The sequence below is a fragment of the Undibacterium sp. Ren11W genome (genome assembly GCF_049340485.1).
GTDB lineage: Bacteria > Pseudomonadota > Gammaproteobacteria > Burkholderiales > Burkholderiaceae_D > Undibacterium.
Map to the genome: position 1 here is coordinate 292,068 of NZ_JBMPPB010000004.1, position 23,979 is coordinate 316,046.

Annotated in this window: 23 protein-coding genes and 1 tRNA gene; 8 read left to right on the plus strand and 16 right to left on the minus strand. The window is 49.5% G+C overall.

The annotated features are described in order from the left end of the window. Window positions 1-59 precede the first annotated feature (59 nt). From ACO0K8_RS11950 to dcd, 3 genes are all read left to right on the plus strand, one after another. Complete coding sequence (locus tag ACO0K8_RS11950; protein ID WP_422946871.1) at window positions 60-527, plus strand: (2Fe-2S)-binding protein; 468 nt, start codon at window positions 60-62, stop codon at window positions 525-527. 100 nt (window positions 528-627) lie between these two features. Continuing rightward, a complete protein-coding gene (locus ACO0K8_RS11955; protein ID WP_422946872.1) occupies window positions 628-1,620 on the plus strand; it encodes an XdhC family protein in 993 nt (330 codons plus the stop codon). Between the two features lie 130 nt (window positions 1,621-1,750). Next, entirely contained in the window at window positions 1,751-2,317 is a 567-nt protein-coding gene (gene dcd / locus ACO0K8_RS11960) for a dCTP deaminase (protein ID WP_422946873.1), read from the plus strand. Window positions 2,318-2,414: 97 nt separating this feature from the next. Here dcd and ACO0K8_RS11965 read toward each other — a convergent pair whose 3' ends face one another. Further along, window positions 2,415-4,685, minus strand: coding sequence for an Orn/Lys/Arg decarboxylase N-terminal domain-containing protein (locus ACO0K8_RS11965; RefSeq protein ID WP_422946874.1), 2,271 nt, complete (start codon window positions 4,683-4,685; stop codon window positions 2,415-2,417). Window positions 4,686-5,112: 427 nt separating this feature from the next. Between ACO0K8_RS11965 and ACO0K8_RS11970 the strand changes: the two genes are divergently transcribed. Next, window positions 5,113-5,538: a hypothetical protein gene (locus tag ACO0K8_RS11970; RefSeq protein WP_422946875.1), complete on the plus strand. Its 426-nt coding sequence runs from the start codon at window positions 5,113-5,115 to the stop codon at window positions 5,536-5,538. Between the two features lie 90 nt (window positions 5,539-5,628). Here ACO0K8_RS11970 and ACO0K8_RS11975 read toward each other — a convergent pair whose 3' ends face one another. The 14 genes from ACO0K8_RS11975 to ACO0K8_RS12040 form a co-directional block, all read right to left on the minus strand. Then, window positions 5,629-6,429: a MipA/OmpV family protein gene (locus ACO0K8_RS11975; RefSeq protein ID WP_422946876.1), complete on the minus strand. Its 801-nt coding sequence runs from the start codon at window positions 6,427-6,429 to the stop codon at window positions 5,629-5,631. 17 nt (window positions 6,430-6,446) lie between these two features. Then, window positions 6,447-7,016 (minus strand): DUF4337 domain-containing protein, encoded by a 570-nt coding sequence (locus tag ACO0K8_RS11980; protein WP_422946877.1) that lies wholly within the window; start codon window positions 7,014-7,016, stop codon window positions 6,447-6,449. Window positions 7,017-7,024: 8 nt separating this feature from the next. Next, window positions 7,025-7,507, minus strand: a complete 483-nt coding sequence (locus tag ACO0K8_RS11985; RefSeq protein WP_422946878.1) for a dihydrofolate reductase — start codon at window positions 7,505-7,507, stop codon at window positions 7,025-7,027. 17 nt (window positions 7,508-7,524) lie between these two features. Continuing rightward, entirely contained in the window at window positions 7,525-8,319 is a 795-nt protein-coding gene (locus tag ACO0K8_RS11990; RefSeq protein ID WP_422946879.1) for a thymidylate synthase, read from the minus strand. Between the two features lie 304 nt (window positions 8,320-8,623). Further along, window positions 8,624-10,234, minus strand: a complete 1,611-nt coding sequence (locus ACO0K8_RS11995) for a sensor histidine kinase (RefSeq protein WP_422946880.1) — start codon at window positions 10,232-10,234, stop codon at window positions 8,624-8,626. Window positions 10,235-10,447: 213 nt separating this feature from the next. Then, window positions 10,448-10,642: a Fe-S cluster assembly protein IscX gene (gene iscX, locus ACO0K8_RS12000; protein WP_422946881.1), complete on the minus strand. Its 195-nt coding sequence runs from the start codon at window positions 10,640-10,642 to the stop codon at window positions 10,448-10,450. Window positions 10,643-10,705: 63 nt separating this feature from the next. Continuing rightward, window positions 10,706-11,044: an ISC system 2Fe-2S type ferredoxin gene (gene fdx, locus ACO0K8_RS12005; protein WP_422946882.1), complete on the minus strand. Its 339-nt coding sequence runs from the start codon at window positions 11,042-11,044 to the stop codon at window positions 10,706-10,708. A gap of 18 nt (window positions 11,045-11,062) precedes the next feature. Beyond that, a complete protein-coding gene (gene hscA, locus ACO0K8_RS12010) occupies window positions 11,063-12,928 on the minus strand; it encodes a Fe-S protein assembly chaperone HscA (protein WP_422946883.1) in 1,866 nt (621 codons plus the stop codon). An 84-nt stretch (window positions 12,929-13,012) separates the two neighbouring features. Beyond that, on the minus strand, window positions 13,013-13,516 hold the full coding sequence (gene hscB / locus ACO0K8_RS12015) for a Fe-S protein assembly co-chaperone HscB (protein WP_422946884.1): 504 nt from the start codon (window positions 13,514-13,516) through the stop codon (window positions 13,013-13,015). A gap of 10 nt (window positions 13,517-13,526) precedes the next feature. Further along, complete coding sequence (iscA, locus tag ACO0K8_RS12020; protein WP_422946885.1) at window positions 13,527-13,853, minus strand: iron-sulfur cluster assembly protein IscA; 327 nt, start codon at window positions 13,851-13,853, stop codon at window positions 13,527-13,529. Between the two features lie 93 nt (window positions 13,854-13,946). Continuing rightward, window positions 13,947-14,342: a Fe-S cluster assembly scaffold IscU gene (gene iscU, locus ACO0K8_RS12025; protein ID WP_422946886.1), complete on the minus strand. Its 396-nt coding sequence runs from the start codon at window positions 14,340-14,342 to the stop codon at window positions 13,947-13,949. Between the two features lie 41 nt (window positions 14,343-14,383). Continuing rightward, the gene (locus ACO0K8_RS12030; protein WP_422946887.1) at window positions 14,384-15,637 is read right to left on the minus strand and encodes an IscS subfamily cysteine desulfurase; all 1,254 of its coding nucleotides are present in this window, start codon (window positions 15,635-15,637) and stop codon (window positions 14,384-14,386) included. A 16-nt stretch (window positions 15,638-15,653) separates the two neighbouring features. After that, window positions 15,654-16,136 (minus strand): Fe-S cluster assembly transcriptional regulator IscR, encoded by a 483-nt coding sequence (gene iscR, locus ACO0K8_RS12035; protein WP_422946888.1) that lies wholly within the window; start codon window positions 16,134-16,136, stop codon window positions 15,654-15,656. A gap of 220 nt (window positions 16,137-16,356) precedes the next feature. Then, window positions 16,357-16,650: a helix-hairpin-helix domain-containing protein gene (locus tag ACO0K8_RS12040; protein WP_422946889.1), complete on the minus strand. Its 294-nt coding sequence runs from the start codon at window positions 16,648-16,650 to the stop codon at window positions 16,357-16,359. Between the two features lie 203 nt (window positions 16,651-16,853). On the opposite strand from ACO0K8_RS12040, the gene serS reads away from it, so the two are divergent. Continuing rightward, window positions 16,854-18,152 (plus strand): serine--tRNA ligase, encoded by a 1,299-nt coding sequence (serS, locus tag ACO0K8_RS12045; protein ID WP_422946890.1) that lies wholly within the window; start codon window positions 16,854-16,856, stop codon window positions 18,150-18,152. Between the two features lie 51 nt (window positions 18,153-18,203). Here the strand turns inward: serS and ACO0K8_RS12050 are convergent, their stop codons facing one another. Beyond that, complete coding sequence (locus tag ACO0K8_RS12050) at window positions 18,204-20,069, minus strand: GGDEF domain-containing protein (RefSeq protein WP_422946891.1); 1,866 nt, start codon at window positions 20,067-20,069, stop codon at window positions 18,204-18,206. A gap of 507 nt (window positions 20,070-20,576) precedes the next feature. Between ACO0K8_RS12050 and ACO0K8_RS12055 the strand changes: the two genes are divergently transcribed. From ACO0K8_RS12055 to ACO0K8_RS12065, 3 genes are all read left to right on the plus strand, one after another. Further along, window positions 20,577-20,666, plus strand: a tRNA-Ser gene (locus ACO0K8_RS12055). A 532-nt stretch (window positions 20,667-21,198) separates the two neighbouring features. Next, window positions 21,199-21,804, plus strand: a complete 606-nt coding sequence (locus ACO0K8_RS12060) for a hypothetical protein (RefSeq protein ID WP_422946892.1) — start codon at window positions 21,199-21,201, stop codon at window positions 21,802-21,804. A gap of 668 nt (window positions 21,805-22,472) precedes the next feature. Beyond that, window positions 22,473-23,957, plus strand: coding sequence for a DUF2868 domain-containing protein (locus tag ACO0K8_RS12065; protein WP_422946893.1), 1,485 nt, complete (start codon window positions 22,473-22,475; stop codon window positions 23,955-23,957). The last annotated feature ends 22 nt before the right edge of the window (window positions 23,958-23,979 follow it).

A 23,979-nucleotide genomic window follows, 5' to 3' on the forward strand; every position in this document is an offset into this window, starting at 1 on the left:
TCAGCCTGATGTGTAAGCTGATAAAGAGGGTTTCAAACTGAAACCAGATGGAGACAAAAATGACGATCAGTTTCAAGATGAATGGTAAACCGGTGACTTGTAATTCTGAGGCTGATACCCCGCTGTTGTGGGTGATCCGCGATGAATTGGGATTGACCGGTACTAAATTTGGCTGCGGAGCTGCGCTGTGCGGTGCTTGTACTGTGCATCTGGACGGTGCGCCGGTGCGCTCTTGCCAAACTCCGCTCGCTAGCGTGGCCGGTAAGGAGGTGGCGAGCATAGAATCATTATCGAGCGACAATTCACATGTCTTGCAAAAAGCCTGGATCGCCCACGATGTGCCGCAATGTGGTTACTGCCAGTCCGGTCAGTTGATGAGCGCTGCCGCGCTCTTGGCGGAGAATAAAAATCCTAGCGATAGCGATATCGATAACGCCATGAGCGGCAATATCTGCCGCTGCGGCACCTATCCGCGCATCAGAGCTGCGATCAAGAGCGCTGCCGCTGAGCTGCGCACCAGTAAATAATTTATTTTCGATTGCGCAGTATCCATGCGCCTTTCAGGCCTAAAACCGGCTGCAAGGCGCATGGATATTGCGCATAGCGTTTTGGCTTTGAGGTAGAGCAATGGATAGTATCGATCTGGAAGTCTTGAAAACCTGTGATCTTTGGCTCACTGGCGGGCATCAGGTGGCGCTGGTGACGGTGATCAAGACTTGGGGCTCTAGTCCCAGACCAGTAGGGGCAACGCTGGCCATTTGTGAGGATGGACGCGTGGTCGGATCAGTTTCTGGTGGTTGCATTGAGGATGATCTGATTGATAGAGTCAAGCGTGAGGGTATCAATCTCGCGCTGCCTGAGTTGCTTACCTATGGCATCACGGCCGATGAGGCGCATCGTTTCGGTCTGCCTTGCGGCGGCACCATACAATTGGCGATAGAGCCGCTGTCTGAAAAAAGCCGGATTCCAGAATTATTGCAACGCCTGAGTCAGCATGAATTAGTGGCGCGCCGACTCGCTTTAGACTCCGGCATGGTCAGTTTGCTGCCGGCAACTCCAGACGCGAGTTTGTGCTTGTCCGCGGACGCACTCACTAGCATACATGGCCCGCGCTGGCGTCTGTTGATCATCGGTGCCGGGCAATTGTCACGCTTTCTGGCCAGTATCGCAGTGGGGATGGATTATCAGGTGACGGTCTGCGACCCGCGTGAAGAATACCGCGATGGCTGGCAAGTGGCGGGCGTGCAATTGCTGCATGCCATGCCTGATGATCTGGTGCTGGAGATGCGCTTAGATAGCCGTAGCGCGGTGGTAGCGCTCACGCACGACCCTAAGCTCGACGATCTGGCCTTGATGGAAGCCTTGAAGTCGCCAGCATTTTACGTTGGAGCGATTGGTTCTCGCCTGAATAATGCAAAACGGCGTGAGCGGCTGAAACAGTTTGACCTTAGCGACGCCGAACTGGCCAGGTTGCACGGTCCGGTAGGCATGTATATAGGCAGTAAAACCCCGGCAGAAATCGCCATCTCTATTTTGGCCGAATTGACGGCGGTCAAAAACAACGTGGCTCTGCCGCCCACACTGTCGATAGCGCAGGCCAAAAGCTTTCTGGCGTCTTGATTAAAATCTTCTGCGATTCGGATAAAGCGCGAATTTAAGCAAGCTTTGCCGATTTTTAGCTGGCTAAACGCAGATTTACTCACTGAATTCGCGTAAAATTCCACCCAACATCAATTGGCAGGAGTAAGGCATGAGTATTAAGTCAGACAAGTGGATACGCCGCATGGCGCAGGAGCAGGGCATGATAGAGCCGTTTTCGCCAGGTCAGGTACGCGAAGAAAACGGTCAGAAAATCGTTAGCTACGGCACTTCATCGTATGGTTACGATATTCGCTGTGCCGATGAGTTCAAGATTTTTACCAATATCAATAGCACCATCGTTGATCCTAAGAATTTTGACGAAAAATCCTTCGTTGATTTTAAAGGCGACGTCTGCATCATCCCGCCGAATTCATTTGCGTTGGCACGTACCATAGAATATTTCCGTATTCCACGTAGCGTATTGACGATCTGCCTAGGTAAATCGACCTATGCGCGTTGCGGCATCATCGTCAACGTGACCCCGTTCGAGCCAGAGTGGGAAGGTTATGTGACTTTAGAGTTTTCCAACACGACACCCTTGCCAGCTAAGATTTACGCTGGCGAAGGCTGCGCTCAAGTGCTGTTTTTTGAGAGCGATGAAATTTGCGAAACCTCGTACAAAGACCGTGGCGGCAAGTATCAAGGACAACGCGGCGTGACTTTACCTAAAGCCTAAGTTTTAAGTCTCAAGTTTTAAGTCTTGTGTTGCTAGAGTAGTATAAAAAAAGGACCTCAGTGAGGTCCTTTTTGTTTAACGCTAGCCTATTCCGGTCTTAACTTGCGAGCTCAGCACCTAGCCTGACGCAGTCAACAAAGTAACCGCGTTTGCCGTCGACTTCTGCTTTGACCAAGCCGTGGCAATCGGTTTCGAAACCTGGGAATTGCTCGTTAAAGCTACGCACAAATTTCAAGTAATCGACGATAGTCTTGTTGAAACGCTCGCCCGGGATTAGCAGAGGGATGCCCGGTGGGTAAGGCGTCAATAAAATCGCTGTGACGCGGCCTTCCAGGTCATCAATAGAAACACGATCCAGTTCCCTGTGCGCCATCTTGGAGAAAGCGTCCGATGGTTTCATTGCCGGTTGCATATCGGACAAATACATCTCTGTCGTCAGGCGCGCTACATCATGCGATTTGTAGACCTCATGGATGCTCTGACACAGATCTTTTAAGCCTGAACCTTCGTAACGCGGATTGGCGGCAGCAAACTCGGGCAAGATGCGCCACATCGGTTGGTTTTTATCGTAATCGTCTTTAAATTGCTGTAACGCCGTCAGCAAAGTATTCCAGCGGCCCTTGGTGATGCCGATAGTGAACATGATGAAGAATGAATACAGCCCACATTTTTCAATGATCACGCCGTGCTCAGCCAGATACTTGGTGACGATGGAGGCGGGGATGCCGGACTCGCCAAATTTACCTTCCAGCGATAAGCCTGGGGTAACGATGGTGGCCTTAATCGGATCGAGCATATTGAAGTTAGGCGCTAAGTTGCCAAAGCCATGCCAGTCGTCTTCTGCCCGTATCATCCAGTCTTCTTGCGAGCCCATGCCATCTTCTGACAGAGTTTCCGGGCCCCAGACCTGGAACCACCAGTCCTTACCCCATTCCTGATCGACCTTGCGCATGGCGCGGCGGAAATCGAGTGCTTCCACGATAGATTCTTCCACTAAAGCGGTACCGCCGGGTGCTTCCATCATGGCGGCAGCCACATCGCAAGAGGCAATAATCGCGTATTGCGGCGAGGTCGAAGTGTGCATCAGATAGGCTTCATTGAAGCTATCTTTATCCAATTTAACCGTTTGTGATTCGCGCACCAGAATTTGCGATGCCTGTGAAATACCGGCTAGCAATTTGTGAGTAGATTGCGTAGAGAAGATCATCGATTTCTTGGCACGTGGTCTGTCTTTGCCTATCGCATGCATATCCTGGTAGAAATTATGGAAGGTCGCATGCGGTAACCAGGCTTCATCAAAATGCAGGGTATCGATTTCGCCATCGAGCATTTCTCTTAAGGTTTCTACGTTGTAGAGCACGCCATCGTAAGTCGATTGCGTGATGGTCAGAATGCGCGGTTTCTTGTTTTTGGCTTCACGTGCGAAAGGATTGGCCTCTATCTTGCGCCGTATACTTTCCATTGTGAATTCTTCCAGCGGGATCGGTCCTATGATGCCCAGATGATTGCGAGTCGGCATCAGAAACACCGGAATCGCGCCACACATGATGATGGAATGCAAAATCGATTTATGGCAGTTGCGATCCACCACCACGATGTCGCCAGGCGCAACCGTAGAATGCCACACCATCTTATTCGAGGTGGAGGTGCCGTTGGTAACGAAGTAGCAATGATCTGCATTGAAAATACGTGCGGCATTGCGCTCAGACGCGGCCACCGGGCCGGTGTGATCCAATAGTTGGCCAAGTTCTTCGACCGCATTGCAGACGTCGGCACGCAGCATGTTTTCACCAAAAAACTGGTGAAACATTTGGCCAATAGGTGATTTCAGAAACGCCACGCCACCGGAGTGGCCAGGACAGTGCCAGGAATACGAACCATCATTAGCGTAATGCACCAGCGCGCGGAAAAACGGCGGCGCCAGGCTGTCGAGATAGGACTTCGCTTCGCGGATAATGTGGCGTGCTACGAACTCAGGCGTATCTTCAAACATATGAATGAAGCCATGCAGTTCGCGCAAAATATCGTTAGGGATATGGCGTGAGGTGCGCGTTTCACCATACAGATAGATAGGAATGTCAGAGTTCTTGTAGCGAATTTCTTCGACGAAGGCGCGCAGCGGTTTTAAGGCGAGATCACTTTCTTCATCCGAGCCAGTACCAAACTCTTCATCATCGATGGAGAGAATAAAGGCCGAAGCGCGTGACTGTTGCTGAGCGAATTGGGATAAATCGCCATAACTGGTGACGCCCAGTACTTCCATGCCTTCTTTTTCCATGGCATCGGCAAGCGCGCGAATACCAAGACCAGAGGTATTTTCAGAACGGAAATCTTCATCAATGATGACGATGGGAAAGCGGAATTTCATGGAAGTCTCCAAAAAAGCTTGTTGCAAGGGAGACGCCTGGGCAAGTTAGCTAAACCGCTTGCGCGCCAAAAATTTTAAAGAATCGAATTCTCTCAGATATGTGGACACAGATGTAAAAAAATACGCTGAAATAAGTCCAAATTTCAAAGATTTCATGCTGTTGTCATCTGTCAATATAACTGACTTTGTTGTTTTGCAAAAAAATGCTGTTTGCACATCATTATAGGTCGCTCGTTTGACTCTAGGCTTTGAGGTCTTCAAGCTAGTGCGTATCAATTACCAATGGCTGCATATTATTTGCGGCGTTTTCATCTCATTTGTGGCTATCTGTGCTGAGACTAGAACAAGTACTTGAGTATTTGTTTGTTGAATGCTATCTTTTTGTTGTGGTAAAAAGCTCTTTCTCTTAAATTTATAAGGAAATAAAATGAATAAAATTGTTAATATCCTGGCGACTTTGGCTTTGTTATCGAGCCCGTATGCAGTGCAAGCGGCAACTACTTCTACTGACCCTATTGTGCAAGGTCGGGTTGCAATGAGTGATGCGGAAAAGGCGAAAAAAGCGGAAGTTAAAGCGGCACGCAAAGAATACAGCGCAAGCAAAGCACAGGCTAAAGCGGAGTTGGCTGCAGAGAAGAAAGAAAATGCGGCGAAAGCTAAGGCAGCTGCGGCTGAAGGAAAAGATGCTTTGGTCGTCAAGCGTGAGTTAGATGCAGCTTCTTCTGCTAGTTACAAAGCTAAAGTGAAAGCAGCGGATGAAAAACTGGGCGTAAATAAAAAAGCCTCTAAAACTGCTATGAATGAGAAAAAAGCAGAAGCCGCAGATAAAATGGAAAAAGATTTGAAGAAGTAAATCGCTTCAATTGGTTGAGTAGGGCATACCAAGATGCAAAAAAATCTGTATCGCTTTGACGTGATACAGATTTTTTTTGTGCTGTGAACTTTAGAATCTATAGCTTGCCGATGAAAACACCGTGATCGGCGTTTTTTGAAATACGAACGGACTATTGGCGGCGTCACCGAGTAAATGTTTCACCGAAGTGCCGGTAATCAGCGTCCAGTTGGTGTCTATACTCCAATGCCAGTTGGCGCCGATTTTCATGTCGGTCAAGCCAGCACCCGCTGCATATTGGCTATAAGCGCTGGCAGCGGCTTGCTGCGCGCTGACACCGTAATAAGATTGCATATAGGTGCCATTTGCCCAATTCACACTGAACAAAGCCGAGAAGCGATGTTGCGCATTGATAGGCCGGAAATAGCGGCCGCCCAGGCTCAACTGCGCTCCGTTGTGGTCGATGCCAGAGCCGTAGCGCAATGAGGACAGAACCGCATAGGTAGGGTTGATGTAGTAGTTGAAAAATGCGCCAGGTTCTACCGTGGTATCAATATCACCCAGACCTTTTAATTTAGCTGACTTTGTTTCGTCGCGTCCTGGTTCGGCGGTCATGCGCACGCCGTATTGCAGCATCGGGTCTTTGGAGAAGTTATAGCCAAGACCTGATACTGCACTGAAAAATACGCCATTTTTCCATTGTGCGTCGAAGGCTGGATAGGCGGCAATGCGGCGCTCATCCGAACCCGAGTACTTAGGTGCAGAGATGACCACGGCTCCTAAGGAAAAGTTAACATTTCCCTGTATATAAGGAGTAGGTGTGAGCTGTGCGAAATCGAGAACCTGAGAGTGGGCAGTCAATGCAGTAAACGATGCTCCAAACAGTAAGGCAAGAGCGAGATATTTTTTCATTTTTTTATTTTCTTTTTTTAGATATGTAACCAGGCTAAGGCCGCGATGCCAACGCCCGCAGCTGCGACGCCATACGAGGTAAATTGCAGCCATTTTTTCTTGGTCAGCAAGGTGATGGCGGCCAGTGAAATCGCAATTTGCAAGGCAGTCATTGCTTGCGCCCATCGATGGTGCTGATGCAGTGCCGCTTCGGATTTTTTATCCCACTCTGTCGATTCAGCTTCAAATTTTTCTGCGACCAGTTTAATCGCTTCTTTTTCTGTGTCGTAGCGCGCTACTTTGGTCTTGTATTTTTCGACGTCGGCACCCGGAAGTATCATCGCCAATTCAGCCAGATTTTGTTTGCTGGACTTGGACTGGTAGAAGTTCCATTGATTGGCAGCTTCGGTTTTTTTAATTGCTGCTTCATTTTTAAACATGGCGGCGTCATTTTGGGTGGCACCACCTTGAAAGCCGAAGAGCGCGCCTACCGTTGCCATAATGGCGGTCATGACGGCAATTTTGCTGGCGAACTGGTCGTTGCCGTGTGCCGCATGCTCGAGCTCATGATCATGCGGGCCGTGTACGTGAAAACCTTCTGCTGACATGTTATTTCCTATCTTCTTTTATATATGACAAATGCGTAATTGAATTGGTTGGCGTCCGAGTGCTGCGACTCTCGCTCAACTTCCTTCCATGCTTGTGGCGTTATTTCCGGGAAAAATGCGTCACACGCGAATTCTTGGTCTATCTCGGTAATGATCAGTTGATCTGCTAAGCCTAAAGCCTGCTGGTAAATCTCGGCACCACCGATAATGTAAGCATGCTCTTGCGCCACCAGAGCTTGCGCCGCCGCCAGTGAACTAACGCTCTCGACGCCCGCATGCTGCCATTCTGGATTGCGGGTAATGACGATATTGCGTCTATTTGGCAAGGCCCGGCCGATAGATTCAAAGGTTTTTCTTCCCATGATAATGGCATGGCCGCTGGTGGTTCGCTTGAAATGCGCGAGATCCTCAGGCAGATGCCATGGCAGCGTGTTCTGTATCCCTATGCCATTTTTCTTATCAGTGGCAACTATAATCGTGAGCGATGACATGATGATGAAATGCTCCTCTAGACTGCGACTGGCGCTTTGATATGTGGGTGAAACTGATAATCGGCGAACTCAAAATCGTCGAATCGATAATCGAAAATAGACTCGGGCTGGCGTTTGATAATTAACTTAGCCAAAGGCAGGGGGCTGCGTGAGAGTTGCTCTTTAACCTGATCGAGATGGTTGGCATACAGGTGACAATCGCCACCGGTCCAGATAAATTCACCGACTTCTAAGCCAGTTTGCTGCGCCATCATGTGGGTCAACAAGGCATACGAAGCAATATTGAAAGGCACGCCCAGAAAAATATCGGCACTACGCTGATACAGTTGGCAGGAGAGTTTGCCATCGGCGACGTAGAACTGGAACAGCGCATGGCAAGGCGGTAATTTCATGTTTGGAATGTCGGCGACATTCCATGCTGAGACGATCAGCCTGCGTGAGTCCGGATTGTTTTTGATCTGCTCTACCACTTGGGCAATCTGATCGACATGCTCACCGTTGGGCAGGGGCCAGCTACGCCATTGCGATCCATATACGGGGCCCAGATTGCCATTTTCATCGGCCCAGTCATCCCAGATTGAGACGCCGTTTTCTTTCAGGTATTTGATGTTGGTAGAACCGGCCAAAAACCAGATTAATTCGTGCACGATGGATTTGAGATGCAGCTTTTTTGTGCTGACCAGGGGGAAGCCCTGGCTCAAATCAAAACGCATCTGATGTGCGAAAACAGACAGCGTACCGGTACCGGTACGGTCAGTTTTTATCGCGCCATGTTCTTGAACATGGCGCATGAAGTCTAGGTATTGTTGCATGATGAGCCAAAAAAGTTTTGTGCGATTGTAACTGTTAACCCGTTTTCAGGTAAGACCCCTAGGTGTAAGAAATATACTCCCCTACATTTTTCAATAAAATGCTCATTTACGCATGTGCTGACTGCGCATTGAAATGATACTGGGGCGGGTATGTGGTATTTTTACTTGCGCTGCACTTTTGCTTGGTGCTATGGCTGCAGTGGATGCGCCAAATGTGATGCAGTCTGCAAGATGCACATTTGCCTTAATCTGTTACGGTCTGGTACAACAAGGGTTTGACGATTTGCGCCTGGTCGTTTGCAGACTAATTGTTGAGCAGCGGGTTCGCGGATTCTGGATTGCCAGGCGCGACCAAAGGTATGCGGATTTCAAAGCGGGATCCCTGGCCTATCACGCTGCTTACTTTGATCTCGCCGCCTAGCACATTGGTGATGATGTTGAAGGTAATACTCAACCCCAAACCACTACCGCCCTGGCCAAATTTGGTGGTGAAAAACGGTTCAAAAATACGCTTGATGATATCTGGCGGGATCCCGGATCCATCGTCTTCAAACGTGATCAGCACATGATCGTCCTGTAGTTCGGCGTTGCAACGCATATGCCCGCTATCCAGACCATCCAGGCCATGCGCCACAGAGTTATTGACTAAATTGGTAAAGACCTGGCCTAAGGGGCCAGGGTAGCTGTCTAAAGTAATATTGTCAGGAATATTCAATTCCAGAATGAACGGGGTCTTGCGCAAGCTCGAGGCCAGTAAGGCCACCAGCTCTTGTAGCATTACCAAAAGGTTAAAATGGCGTCGTTGTGCGCTCGATTGATCGACCGCAACTTGTTTAAAGTCGCCCACTAAACGTGCCGATTGCTGCAATCCACGCAGTAATAATTTAGTCGATTCTGTCGCCGTTTCTGTATATTTAGTCAGATCAGAGCGCCGCATACCGCCTTCGTTCATCAGGCGCACCAGATGCCGGGTTTCATCCTCCAGCGTGCTGCATACCAGTAAACAGTTACCTAGAGGTGTGTTGAGTTCATGTGCCACCCCGGCCACCATAGAGCCTAGCGCTGCCATGCGCTCGACCCTGGCGAGTTCGTTTTGTACTGAATTAACGTTATTGAGGGCGCTTTCCAGACTAATATTCGCATCCTCAAGTTCCTGGGTGCGGCGCTTAACCTTGGATTCCAAGCCGCCTGAATACTCAAGCAATTGTTGATTTTTTACCTCGAGTTCCTGGAAGCTACGTTGTAGGGCTTGCCGGGTGGCTTCCAGACTCAAGGCTAATTGCCCTAACTCGTCGCCACGATTGAGGGCAATCGGTTCGCTCAGTTGTCCGTTGGCCAGGCGTGCGGATTCACTCATTAAACGCCTGATAGGCTGTACCATGCGCCATTGCAAGACCATTAGGATGAAAGCGACAGCCAATAGCAGCGACAAGACGCCAGTACTGACGTAACGCCGGAAATCAGCTTCCAGATCTTCTCTGAGTAAATCTTCGGCCAGAGTTAGTTTTACTTCGCCTATGGCTTGCTCGCCATGCTTAATTTCGCGGCTCAAGCTGGTAAACGGCCCGGTTTGGCTGTGCATTCTTACATCATTAGTAATAAATGATTTGCGATCAGGTAGCGTGATGACTTCAATCTTCGCGACCCTGGGGTCGGAATACACCACTTCGCTAGAGATGTTGGCGATCTCTGGTGTGATTTGCCAGAGTGGTTCGCTCAGTATGACCGAGAGTATTTCAGTGAGCCGTTGATGGTCGGCTGCGACCTTGATGCGCGCCCCAACTTCGATAGTGCGTAAGTGATAGGGGATCAGTAAAGCTGCTGGAAAGAAAAGACCGAAAACGACCGCCAGGATAATTGCTAGCCGTAAAGTGATTCGACTACGTAGCGCGTAGAGAAATTGTCGAAACTGCATTGCGAGATCCTTTTGCAGTACTGCGTCGTCGGACTGGCGAAAATATTCATTAAGCGGCAAATTAATGGTTTGCTGTTAATGCTTATGAGTTTTTGTATTAGAAAGAATTTTCCTGAAGCGCATTTTCTATTCGCAAAAATATACTAAAGAGCCAACGAATAGTAATTTTCTTTAATGGTAAAAGGTTTTTTGCATTTCGGCAAGTCGGCAATCTTACTTTGCTTCTTCTATCCAGCGCATTTGTATGGCCTCTAATACTTTTTCGCCCCCGTGATGCGGATCGTCATCAAATCCGGCTAGCGCTATGACCCAGTTGTGCAGATCAGTAAAGCGTACGGTGAGGGGATCTATATCTGGAAACTTGTCGTAAAGTGCTTGCGCGATTTGCCAACTATCAGTCCATTTCATATGTTTCCCCTTCTTGCCGTCTTGTCTTGGCCTAGTTAGTTAAACTCACCGCAAAAAAGCGGTTTAGTGATTTTCACGCGCGTGATTGATCGTGTATTTAGGAATCTCTATGGTGATGTCTTGCTTGCCTAACTTGACCTGGCAGGATAGACGCGAGCAGGCTTCCAGTCCCCAGGCGGCATCGAGTAAGTCTTCTTCATCATCACTAGATCCATTTAATGACTTAAAGCCTTCACGTATCACCACATGGCAAGTGGTGCAGGCGCAAGACATCTCGCAAGCGTGTTCAATCGCGACATCGTTTTCAACTAAAGCTTCACACAGGGATTGGCCTTCTTCTGCATCAATGACGGCACCTTCAGGGCAAAGCTCGGCGTGAGGTAGTACGATAATTTGTGGCATGCTGTCCTCTATCTCAATTCAGGAAATATCTTCTAGTTTTTTGCCAGCTAAAGCGCTGCGCACACTTTGATCCATGCGTCTGGCGGCAAATTCTTCGGTGCCATCTGCCAGTGCCACTATGGCAGCATGGAGCGCGTCTAGGTTTTCTGTGTGGGTCAGATTGCTGACTTCGCTCATCAAACTGGCAATCGTGTTTTGTTCGTCCGCAGACAGTAAGCCTGCATCGCCAAGCAGGGCAGATTGCGTTGCCAGTAAAATGCGTTCGGCTTCCACCTGCTCTTCCTTGATGGCGCGCATTTTCATGTCGCCCTCGGCGGAGGTGAAAGAGTCTTGTAGCATGCGCGCTACGTCTCCGTCAGCTAAGCCGTAAGATGGTTTGACGGTAATCGACGTTTCTATGCCAGAACGCAGTTCGCGTGCCGAGACCGACAACAGACCATCGGCATCGACCTGATACGTGATGCGTATGCGAGCTGCACCAGCTGCCATCGGTGGAATCCCGCGTAGTTCGAAACGTGCCAGTGAACGGCAATCGCTGACCAACTCACGTTCGCCCTGCACCACATGAATTGCCAGCGCGGTTTGTCCGTCCTTGAATGTGGTGAATTCCTGGGCGCGTGCGCATGGAATGGTGGAGTTGCGCGGGATGACTTTCTCGGCCAGTCCGCCCATGGTTTCTATGCCTAATGATAGCGGAATCACGTCTAGCAATAGCCAGTCGTCGCCGGCGGCGCGGTTGCCGGCCAATAAATTGGCTTGTATTGCGGCGCCTAACGCCACTACTTTATCCGGATCGATATTGGCCAGTGGCGTGGTCTGAAATAATTCGCTAACCGCCTTGCGTACGTGAGGCATGCGGGTGGCACCGCCAACCAGCACAACGCCGTCGATATCATCAATGGCCAGACCGGCATCGCGCAAAGCCTTGCGACAAGGCGTAATGGTTTTTACCACCAAATTCTGCGTCATTTCGACAAAGCTACTGGCCTGAATTTGCAGGTGTACGCTTTCGCCTGATAGTAATTTGGCGTCTATGTAGGTAGAAGTTTTGGTCGACAAAATCTCTTTTGCCTCGCGTGCTTTGGTCATCAGCATGCGCGTATCTTCGTCAGATAAAGGCGCTAACTTGGCTTCTTGTAGTATCCAGCAAAATAGCCTGTGATCAAAATCATCGCCGCCCAGGGCCGAGTCGCCGCCGGTGGAGAGCACCTCAAATACACCTTTACTCATTTTGAGGATAGAGATGTCGAAAGTGCCACCGCCCAGATCGAACACCGCATAGGTGCCTTCAGAGGCATTGTCCAGGCCGTAGGCGATTGCAGCAGCCGTAGGTTCATTTAATAAGCGTAGTACATTGAGTCCAGCCAGTTTGGCGGCGTCTTTGGTCGCTTGTCTCTGGGCATCGTCAAAATAGGCGGGTACGGTAATGACGGCGCCGACCAGATCGTCGCCCAACGCATCTTCGGCCTGCTGCCTAAGTGTCGCCAGTATCTGCGCCGAAATTTCTACCGGGCTTTTTATGCCAGCCACAGTCTTTAGCTGAACCATACCTGGTTCATCGTGGAAATCGTAAGGCAGGTGTTCGGCATACGCGATATCTTTCAAGCCGCGACCCATGAAGCGCTTGACCGAAATAATCGTGTTCTTCGGGTCGTTGCTTTGTTCTGCCTGCGCCTTGTAACCAATATGCGCGTGACCGTTAGGCAGATAACGCACTACCGATGGCAATAAGGGGCGGCCCTCTTCATCGTTGAGAACTTCAGGAATACTGTTGCGTACAGTCGCTATCAGTGAATTGGTCGTGCCCAGGTCTATGCCAACGGCCAGCCTGTGCTGGTGTGGTGCGGTGGACATGCCAGGTTCGGAAATCTGCAGTAGAGCCATGATGAATGTAGGGTGGATGGCAAGCCATCGCATAAGGGCAAAATGAGAAAATTATTTTGCCGGGTTATTCGGTGTTACGTATTTTTATTCGTCTAAAGCCGCGATATCGTTCATGAATTTTTCCAGGAACATGCAGGCGCGTATCTGTTGTGCCGCCAAAGAAAAATCTTGGGCATCCAGTGCCTGCGCGACCTGCTCCAGTTGCAATTTGAGTGCCGCGCGCAGCTCGGCCTCTAACGCCAACAAGGCTGGCTGATCTTTAGCGATACGCGCATCATCAAAGGCTTCGCGCCATTCAATTTGCTGCATCAAGAAAGCGGCAGGCATGCTGGTATTGGATTCGGTTTGCAAATCCACGCCCTGCAATTGGCACAAATAGGTGGCGCGCTTCAAAGGCTTTTTCAGAGTTTGATAGGCTTCATTGGCGCGGGTAGACCATTGCATAGCAACGCGTTTTTCCGCATCGCTGGCCTGGACGAACTTATCCGGATGCACCTTCATTTGTACTTCACGAAAAGCGGCATCCAGGCCCGCCAGATCGATGGAAAATTGCTGCGGTAGCTGAAACAGCTCAAAATGATTCTGCATCTGCTAACGCCTATGAAATCCGGAAACTCTCGCCGCAACCACATTCGTCTTTGACGTTGGGATTATAGAATTTAAAGCCCTCATTCAAGCCTTCTCGTGCGAAATCGAGTTCGGTCCCGTCGATGTAAGGTAAACTTTTTGGATCGACAAATACCTTAACACCATGCGATTCGAAAATCTGATCGTCGCTGCCCACTTCGTCCACATATTCCAGTTTATATGCCATGCCTGAGCAGCCCGTAGTGCGCACGCCAAAACGCAGGCCGATACCTTTGCCGCGTCTTTCCATATAGCGAGTAACGTGTTTAGCTGCTTTTTCAGTCAATGTGATAGTCATGATCGTTCCAATGCTTAATCCGGAATATGTAATATTTAATGCTTAATACTTTAGCCAAAGCTTAAATTTAGTACTTAACATCCAATACCAACATCAGGCGTTTTGCTCTGCCGCGTGTTTAGTCTTGTAGTCCAATACCGCTGCTTTGATTGCATCTTCGGCCAAAATTGAGCAGTGAATTTTTACCGGTGGCAAAGCCAGTTCTTCAGCGATCTGGGTATTTTTGATCGATAGTGCTTGATCTAAAGTCTTACCCTTAACCCATTCGGTTACCAGCGATGAAGAAGCAATCGCCGAGCCGCAGCCATAGGTCTTAAACTTGGCGTCTTCAATGATGCCATTCGCGCCGACCTTGATCTGCAGTTTCATGACGTCGCCGCAAGCGGGGGCGCCTACCATGCCGGTACCGACAGTTTCGTCGCCTTTTTCGAAAGCGCCGACGTTACGTGGATTCTCGTAGTGATCCAATACTTTTTCTGAATATGCCATTTTGATACCTCTAATAAGTTGTTTCAGTGTATGCGCAAAAACTAGTGCGCCGCCCATTGGATAGATGCAATATCTATCCCGTCTTTAAACATGTCCCATAGTGGTGACAGTTCACGCAGTTTTGCCACTTTGGTTTTTAATAGATTGATCGTAAAGTCGATATCTTCTTCGGTAGTAAAGCGCCCGATGGTAAAGCGTATCGAGCTGTGCGCCAGTTCATCACTACGACCCAGTGCACGTAATACGTAGGACGGTTCTAGGCTGGCGGAAGTACAGGCGGAGCCTGAAGATACAGCGATGTCTTTAATCGCCATAATCAGCGATTCGCCTTCTACATAATTAAAACTGACGTTTAAATTATGCGGTACGCGATGTTCCATGTCGCCGTTAACATAGGTTTCTTCAATTTCTTGCAAACCTTTGGCGAGACGATCGCGCATGCTTCGAACGTGCGTCAACTCGCTCTCCATCTCTTCTTTGGCGATGCGGAAAGCTTCGCCCATGCCGGCGATTTGGTGCGGTGGCAGGGTGCCGGAGCGCAGGCCGCGCTCGTGCCCGCCGCCGTGCATTTGCGCCTCAATACGTACGCGCGGTTTGCGGCGTATGTACAAAGCACCGATACCTTTTGGGCCATAGGATTTATGCGCCGAGAAAGAGACTAAATCGACTTTTGTATTTTCCAGATCGATGACGACTTTACCGGTCGCTTGTGCCGCATCCGAGTGAAAAATGATGCCTTTTTCGCGACATAGTTCGCCGATTTCGGCGATAGGCTGAATCACGCCTATCTCGTTATTTACCCACATGACTGACACCAGAATTGTATCCGGACGGATTGCCGCTTTTAATTGATCGATGGTGATCAGGCCATTGTCTTGCGGTTGCAAATAGGTCGCTTCAAAACCCTGGCGCTCTAATTCACGCACGGTATCTAAGACGGCTTTATGCTCGGTCTTGACGGTAATGATGTGCTTACCCTTGGCTTTGTAGAACTGGGCTGCGCCTTTCAATGCCAGGTTATTGCTTTCGGTAGCACCTGAGGTCCAGATGATTTCACGCGGGTCGGCATTGACCAGTGCGGCAACCTGGCCGCGCGCTTCTTCTACCGCTGCTTCCGCATCCCAGCCATACATGTGGCTACGTGATGCCGGATTACCAAACTGGGCGCGCAAAAACGGGATCATCTTGTCGGCCACACGTGGGTCAACTGGCGTCGTCGCCGAATAATCCATATAAATAGGAAAGTGCGGTGATTTCAATGTATCGAGTAGATTTTTTGTTAAAGGGGCGTTCATTAAATACTCCAAATTATCAAGTAGCGGTGTGGACAGCATGCACAGGGCGCATGACAACGACGTTTTTATCCAAAGTTTTTTGTTTTTGTTGATTAACCAGATCCTGTAACGACACAGAATCAAGATAATCAACCATTTTTGCGTTAAGCGTGGACCACAGGTCATGCGTCATGCAATGGATGCCATTGTCGTGATCGCTGCCGTGGCAATTGCCTTTGCTGCCGCATTGGGTGGCATCGAGCGGCTCATCGACGGCAATAATGATGTCTGCCACAGTGACGTTTTGGGCTTTGCGGGCTAGATGATAGCCGCCGCCGGGACCACGCACCGATTCAACTATCTCATGGCGGCGCAGTTTTCCGAATAATTGCTCTAAATAGGAAAGGGAAATGTCCTGGCGCTGGCTGATGCCGGCCAAAGTCACTGGTCCTTTATCCTGGCGCAGAGCCAGGTCTATCATTGCCGTTACAGCAAAACGGCCTTTGGTTGTCAGGCGCATGAGTTGGGTACTCCCACAGTAAAATCTAAGTGCAGCAGGACAGGATTTATTGATCTAATCCCGAGCTATTTACTCAAGTATAGCAAACTTGAGTAAATTTGTCAGGAATAGGGTTTATTCTGGGCGGGACCGGCTTCAGATACGTCTGGAGATCCGGTTTGAAACGCATAATCTTGGCGTGCACCATTATTTTTGCGCATATTTTACCCGAGCTAAGACTTTATTGCTTCTTGCTATTTAGGTGTGCTTTGCGTTCCTCGGTATGCGCCCACCAGGGAAGTGCCGGCCCGCCTTCCATATAGCGTACCGCAGCAATAAATACATCGTAGACGCAGGGGTCGTGGCGTTTGGCGGTGGCTAGGCAGAGATCTTCATACATATCGTAGGGGTTGCGTCCTATCAATTGGCTGGGATGCTGTATGCCTATCAGTCGCAAGTCCGCAGCACCCGCTTTGCCTATATTGGGTAGTTGTTCCAGACGGCTGATCTGGTCGCGCGGGAGTTCTGGTTTCATTTGAGCTGGTCTGGCGTAGAGTAGGGGCGTTGATTAGCAATGGCTATGCTGAGGTTTTGTCTGAATATGATGTCAATAATAATACGTAAATATTCAGCTAGAAACCTATATCTGGTCCAATTTGGCAGATTTTATACGGAAATTTCGCCGCACTTGCTACAATAGCCGATTCCTTTACACTAATAATTTAGCCTCTGTCCATCATGATTGATATCCAACTACTCCGCAAAGATATAGACAGCGTCGCTGCGCGCCTGGCAACCCGTAAATTTAAACTTGATGTGGCAAGTTTTAATGCCTTAGAAGCGGAGCGCAAGCAAATTCAAACTCGTACTGAAGAATTGCAAGGTAAGCGCAATTCCTTATCCAAGCAGATCGGTATGCTAAAAGGCAAGGGCGAAGATGCCTCAGCGGTCATGGCAGAAGTTGGTGGTATCGGTGATGAACTGAAAGCATCGGAACTACGTCTGGGTGAAGTGCAGGTACTGATGACTAATTTCATGCTGGCGATTCCTAATTTGCCGGATGCATCGGTGCCAGTCGGCGTTGATGAGACTAGTAATGTAGAAGTACGTAAAGTCGGAACCCCGGGCGTATTTGATTTTGAAGTGAAAGATCACGTCGATCTGGGCGCGGCACTGGGCTTGGAATTTGAATTGGCCGTGAAATTAACCGGCTCACGTTTTTCAGTGTTAAAAGGCGGAGTCGCTCGTTTGCATCGTGCGTTGGCGCAATTCATGCTCGATACCCAGACTTTGGAAAACGGCTATACCGAATACTACACACCGTATATGGTAAACGCCGACTCCATGCGCGGTACCGGTCAATTGCCTAAATTTGAAGAAGATTTGTTCGCGGTGAAAAAGGGCGGGCAAGAGGGGGATGGCGAGACTCTGTATTTGATCCCTACTGCCGAAGTCACCTTAACCAATACCGTACGCGATGAAATCGTCGCGCTCGATGCCTTGCCGATTAAGATGACAGCGCACACTGCCTGTTTCCGCTCCGAGGCCGGCAGTTACGGTCGCGATACGCGTGGCCTGATACGCCAGCATCAGTTTGATAAAGTAGAATTAGTACAAGTGGTGCATCCAGAGAAGTCGTTTGAAACGCTGGAAGAAATGGTAGCTCACGCTGAACTGATACTGAAAAAACTCGGTTTGCCTTACCGCGTATTGAGCTTGTGTACCGGAGACATAGGTCCTGGATCTTGCAAAACCTACGATCTGGAAGTCTGGTTGCCGGCGCAAAATACTTACCGCGAAATTTCATCGATTTCTAATATGGGTGATTTCCAGGCGCGCCGCATGCAAGCGCGCTTCCGTAATGCGTTAGGCAAAACCGAGTATGTGCATACCTTGAACGGCTCGGCGCTGGCAGTGGGCCGTACTTTGGTCGCGGTTTTAGAAAACTATCAACAAGCCGATGGCAGCGTGCTGATACCGGAAGCTTTGCGTCCATATATGGCCGGCATAGAAAAATTGACGCCGACCGCGGAATAAAGCTAGGCCAAGCTAAATCAAGCTATAAAAAAACCGGCAATGCCGGTTTTTTTATTTTTGCAGACTGTTCGCTTCCGTTTCACTACGGCGATCGATAAACAAGCTGTTGCCATGAATTTTCTTGGCCTGCTTTTTGGCATCAGAAGCCGCGATCGATATTTGATGATGCGAATAATATTGTTGCGGGCGCGACTTCACTACGCCCAGCGATAAACTGACCAACGGGTGAAATACCTTTTTTCCTTGCCGGTCTTCGCTCAGGTAGCCGCCATGCGCCTTATCCTCGTGGCTGTAAAAATCTTGTATCGCGCTAGCAAAATTTTCCAGTATCGCCTGGCAGCGCTGCTCCCAATCGCTGCTCTGAAATAAGATAATAAAATCGTCGCCGCCAATGTGTCCTATGAAATCATGTTGCGCGTCACAATGCTGCATAAGTACTTCACCCGTCATTTGTATGATGTCGTCGCCGCGCCGGTAACCATACATATCGTTAAATGGTTTGAAGTGATCGAGGTCGCAATAACAAGCGACAAAGGACGTGTGCTTTTGCAATAATTCGTCGATATGCTCATTGATGGGCACGTTACCCGGTAGTTGCGTCAAAGGGTTCGCGTAGCGCGCCGCCTTGATTTGCATTTGAGTTATTTCACGCATCAAATCCGGGCCGGTCCCCAGACCTAAATACTGGCCCTGATCGGTAATGATGATGCCATTGATTAATTGATCGGGATTGGCCTCGACAATGATGTGGCTGACCTCTTGCATGCTAGTGTTCTTGTCGACGATAATCGGCAATGCCTCCATAAAAACCGTGCACGCCTTTTTGCCATACAACTCACGTTGAAACGGGCGCGCGAAGCAATCTATCATGTGATAGCGATTGATGAGCCCAATCGCAATGCCATCGTCGACAATCGGAATAATCTGCAGTTTCGGATCGCGTAAAAACAGAGCGTCAACCTCATTGTTGAGCATGCTGGATCTGACCGTGATCGGGGTTTTGAGTATTTTCTCTATCGTCGACTCAGGTTCAAATCGCGCGTTTTGGCGTAGTTTGCCGTTGCTTAGATGTCCGCTCAAGAGCTTGGCGACATTGGCAGAAATCGCCTTGTCGGGTGTCGCGTGCGGTCTGGCAATATGATAACCCTGGCCGCAACTAACGCCCAAGTCCCGTATCGCGATTAATTCGGCTTGCGTTTCTATGCCTTCGGCTACGACATGGGTGCCACATTGCTCGGCGATGCTTTGTATCGATCTTACAAACTGCATTTTGACCGGATCGAGATCGATGCCCTGGATGAAGTGCATATCGATTTTTACGTACTCAGGCTTGAGCTCAGACCACAGGCGCAGACTGGAAAAACCTTCGCCCAGATCATCAATCGCAATCTCAAACCCCATATTTCTATAGTGCAGAACCGCTTCCCTTAGCAAGCTGTAATCATGGGTAGGCTGATATTCTGTCAGTTCTATAATTACACGTTGCGGATTGATGCCCAGTTCGTGGATGTAGTCCAGGGTTTCACCATGCTTGGCGTCGCGTTGTAGTAGACACTCCGGACTGACATTGAGAAACAACTTGCCCGGTAAATTTAGCGCGGCAAATTGTTCTAACACGATACGGCGACATAGATGTTCTACGGTCACGGTTAAATGATGTTCCGCCGCGGCCTTAAATAAATTGAGAGGAGAGTGCAGCGCACTATCAGACGGGCCACGTATCAAGCCCTCATAGCCGAGTATCTCGCCGCTATGCATTTGTATGATGGGCTGAAAACGCGCACTGAGTAATTGATGGCGGATGATGCGATGTAGTTGCGTCAGTACAGCAGCGTTTTTTTCCTGACTTAAAGTTTCGCTAGTTACGGAATCTGAAACTGCTTCGTAAAAAGCATATTCAAGGGTGTCGTCAGTCATTGCGCAATCCATTGAAGGTGCCTTGTAAAAATTGAAGTAAATGAAGACTTACGCAAAATCGCGCTAGTATCGATGCGCTCGCCTAGTCGCGCTATCTGCTGTCTTCGGTGGCATGTCTAGCGGCATAAGTCGAGATGGATATGTAAGCGATATACCCATTGTTGTTTAACGCAAGTATTTCCCTATGGTAAGGTTAATATGTGACAGCAGTATGTCTACAGTGGGTTTTTATCAGCCTAGGGTGCTTTTGAAATGTAGTGCGAAAATTCATGCGATGAAAAGAAAAATTCTTGCTATAATTGCGGGCTTGCTTAAGTTGCTCGGAGTTCAGAGCGATTTCTGTGTGAAGATATAGTTGGTTTAAAAAACGCACCATATCGTAATTTTGTAAAAAATTAAGTCGTTCTAAATTTTTTACAAAATGCCAGTTAAACAGCCAAGTATAAATTTTGTAGAAAATTCTAGCGTCGACCTGCTAGAGTTTTTTTGCAGTAAAAGTTAACACCTGGAGAGGTGGCAGAGTGGTCGAATGTACCTGACTCGAAATCAGGCGTGCGTGCGAACGTACCGAGGGTTCGAATCCCTCTCTCTCCTCCATCAATACGCTGCCGACATTGTCGTGTAGCCGAGAAAGCCGCATTACTCACTTTGAGTAGGCGGCTTTTTTGTTGTGGGCGGTCACTATGCTGCCCACGTAGGCTCATAGCGCAATCGGGGGGGCAAACTAAAGTCTTGCGTGGAAGCTAAAAACGACCCTCGCCAACGCGCATATCCCATGCGGCTTTCCAGTCGGCGTGACTGAGGAAGCGCATGGAATATGCGCAGTGGCGCTGCCTGTTTTGAAATTTGATGCGACGTAATAGATGAAGTCCATTACGCCACACCGAGTTCACATCGGTAGGGGGGGAATGCGCACGGCTGGTTCTGGATCGGCAGCAGGTAAATTTGGCGAGTATCGCTTCAAATGGTGCGCATGGCGCACCCTACGCAAAGATTGCGAATGCCGGGTTGATGGTCAAATTGCTAGCGCTACGGAAAGCGCATCGCTTACAATCTCCGGCGTGGCCGTCGCGGAGGCGCTTCAGTCCAATATGGTTTATCCGCCGCAAGCAGTCCGCGGATCTTATTTTTGCGTTCTGGTGCGGCGGATAAACGCTATTCGTTAGCAGGCTCGACAATGTCAGTTGATTACTTTGGAACATTTTTCACTGAAGCGGGCTTCGACTTTACCGGCCTCATAAATGCGGACTTCTTTCAGCCTGTCCGTATTTTGTTTCAAAAGCAGCACTATGTATCTGCGGTAAAGCTTCTAGTTGTCGCCATAGATTCAATAGCATTTGTGGAGTTCGGAGATGGTCATAGTGAAAACATCTTCGTTAAGTGGCTCAACACTTATGCTGACATGGCATCCCTAAACATCACATCAGAAGAGTTGTGGGAGCACCGAAACTCTCTTTTGCACATGAGCAATCTAGATTCGCGAAAAGTACAATCGGGCAAGGCTAGAAGGTTAGTTGCTTACGTTGGTGAAATTCATCCTGACGTGGTGTTGGACGAAACCAAGACTGGATATTACAACCTACAAAAACTGATCTCCGCTATTGGCCAAGCCTGTGAAAAGTGGTGCTACACCTACGGCGATAACAGAGAAAAGATTCACTCTTTCGTCGAACGCTATGACCTTATCGCCTCCGATGCCAGAATGCTAAGGATCGACGTTGATGCGAAACCGTAAACCTTCTAACAATTCAATCCAGGGGATCGCCAGCAAGCTGGCTCGGCCCTGACTCAAACGTTAAGTACTAAAGAAGGTGCTCATCCTTTCTAGAGCTTAATCATCGAGTACCGCTGCGCACAATGAACGGCACTGACGTATCGCCACATGACCGCGTTCCCGACGGAAATTATTTGCGTCTGATTGGCCTTGTTGACTCCAGTGTGGGTTAGGCGCGCAACTAGCGCGGTTTGGAGATACTATGCGGCGCAATACGCTGGCGGCGATAGCCGTCCTTATTCTTGGTGTGGTCTTAACTTGTAAGGCATACTCCTGCCAGTATCAGCGAATTCATGGCAGTTAGCGCATATTGGATGCGCGCTCTTAAAAATACTCCCTCTATTTGCTTAATTTCACAGAAGTAGTCTAGGATGCGTATCGGCAGACTAGGCGATTACGCAGCGCACCCTTTGAGGGGGATCGTCGTATCGCATTGCGGCGTGCTTTATCGGCCCCAGCTAGCTTGCGCAATATGCGCATAGCGGTTTTTTGTGCTTGAACTTGATCGGATGGGCATTTAAGGGGGTAACTTATCTCCCTGATGTTTCTTTGCCTTTTAGCATCAATTCGATAGCGTTATAATGTTCTTTTTTCTATTGCCATTCGCCGGCAAATAAATCAGGAGCTTCATGAACGAATCATTGGTCCGAAATATAGTGTTGGTGCAGGCAATCGAGAATGCCGATGCTGAGCGCCAGATATTAAGTGACGATGATCGCTCCTACGCTAGCCGTAGTGCCAATGAGTTGGCGCAATGGGCGGCGGCCGAACAGCGGGTGGCGCTGAGTCCGGAGTTGTTTTTGCAAACCCGGGCCGAGCAAGTTCTGAAAAAAATTCTTGAGCGTCACTCTGGTCTGGCTCGCTTTGTCGCTGGTAAGAGTCGATTGGCGGCAGTCGGCTGGGGTTTGCCTTTGCTGGCATTTTTGTGCGGGGCCTTACTCGATAGAATTAGTGATCCGCATCGGGTCGATTTGTTGTCGGCTCCTTTGTTGCTGATTGTCGGGTGGAATTTATTGGTTTACGTTTTGCTGCTGGCGCAGATGATTTTTCCGGGAGTGGGGCGGGGTAGTTTTGCCGGGCTCAAACGCAGCGCCGTTTTTGCGCTCTCTGCAGCGACCCGATTGCCGCGTGCGACGCCTGCTGTGCTTGTCACTGCTTTGGGTAAATTTAGTGCCGATTGGTTGCAGCTCAGTGGCCCGCTGCTGGCAGCGCGTGCCAGTCGTATCATCCATCTTAGTGCCGCCAGTTTTTCGCTGGGCGTGATTATTTCTTTGTATGTGCGCGGCACCTTGTCGCAGTATGTGGCCGGATGGGAAAGTACCTTTCTCAATGCCGGGCAGGTGCATGCGATGCTGTCGTTGCTGTTTATGCCGGTGCAGCGTGTATTTTTATTGCCAGGGTTTTCGCTGGCGCAAGTGCAGGCGCTGCAACTGCCGCAAACTGTGGCTAGTTCCGATGGTGCTTTGTGGGTGCATTTATATGCGGGCACGCTGCTGCTGATCGTGATTATTCCAAGAACGGCGCTGGCCTTACTGGCGTATTGGCAAGAGCGGCGTCTGCGAAATAACTTTTCGCTGAATCTGGCGCAGCCGTATTTTCAAAAACTGACGGCAAAAATCGGCCCTGCGGTCGAGCAGTTATTGCGGGTTTTTCCTTATGGCTTTACGCTAGACGAGGCCCGCGATAAAAATCTCACGACACTGGCGCAGAGCTTACTGGGTGAACAGGTGCGCGTCATGTTGCGGCCTTCAACCGCGTATGGAGAAGAACTGCATGCGGCCCTGAAGCCAGACGCCTCAGAGAGGAACGCAAAAGCATTGACGATGCTTTTATTTAATCTCAGCGCCACGCCTGAGCAAGAGAATCATGGTGCTTTTCTGGACTATTTTGTGCAGGGTGGCGCGGCCGCTAGTGTAGCGGCCTTGCTGGACGAATCTGCTTATCTGGAGCGGGTCGGCGCGCAAGCCGGTGGTGCGCAGCGCATGCAGGAACGTATCGCGCTATGGCGGCAATTTTGTGCGAGCCATCAGGTTGCGTGCATGGTGGTGAACTTACGCGATACTCAGCGTAGCACGGATGATCTAGCGCGCGGCTGGCCGGGCTCTTCGGGCTAGTCTGCCTGAACTTTGATCGTTG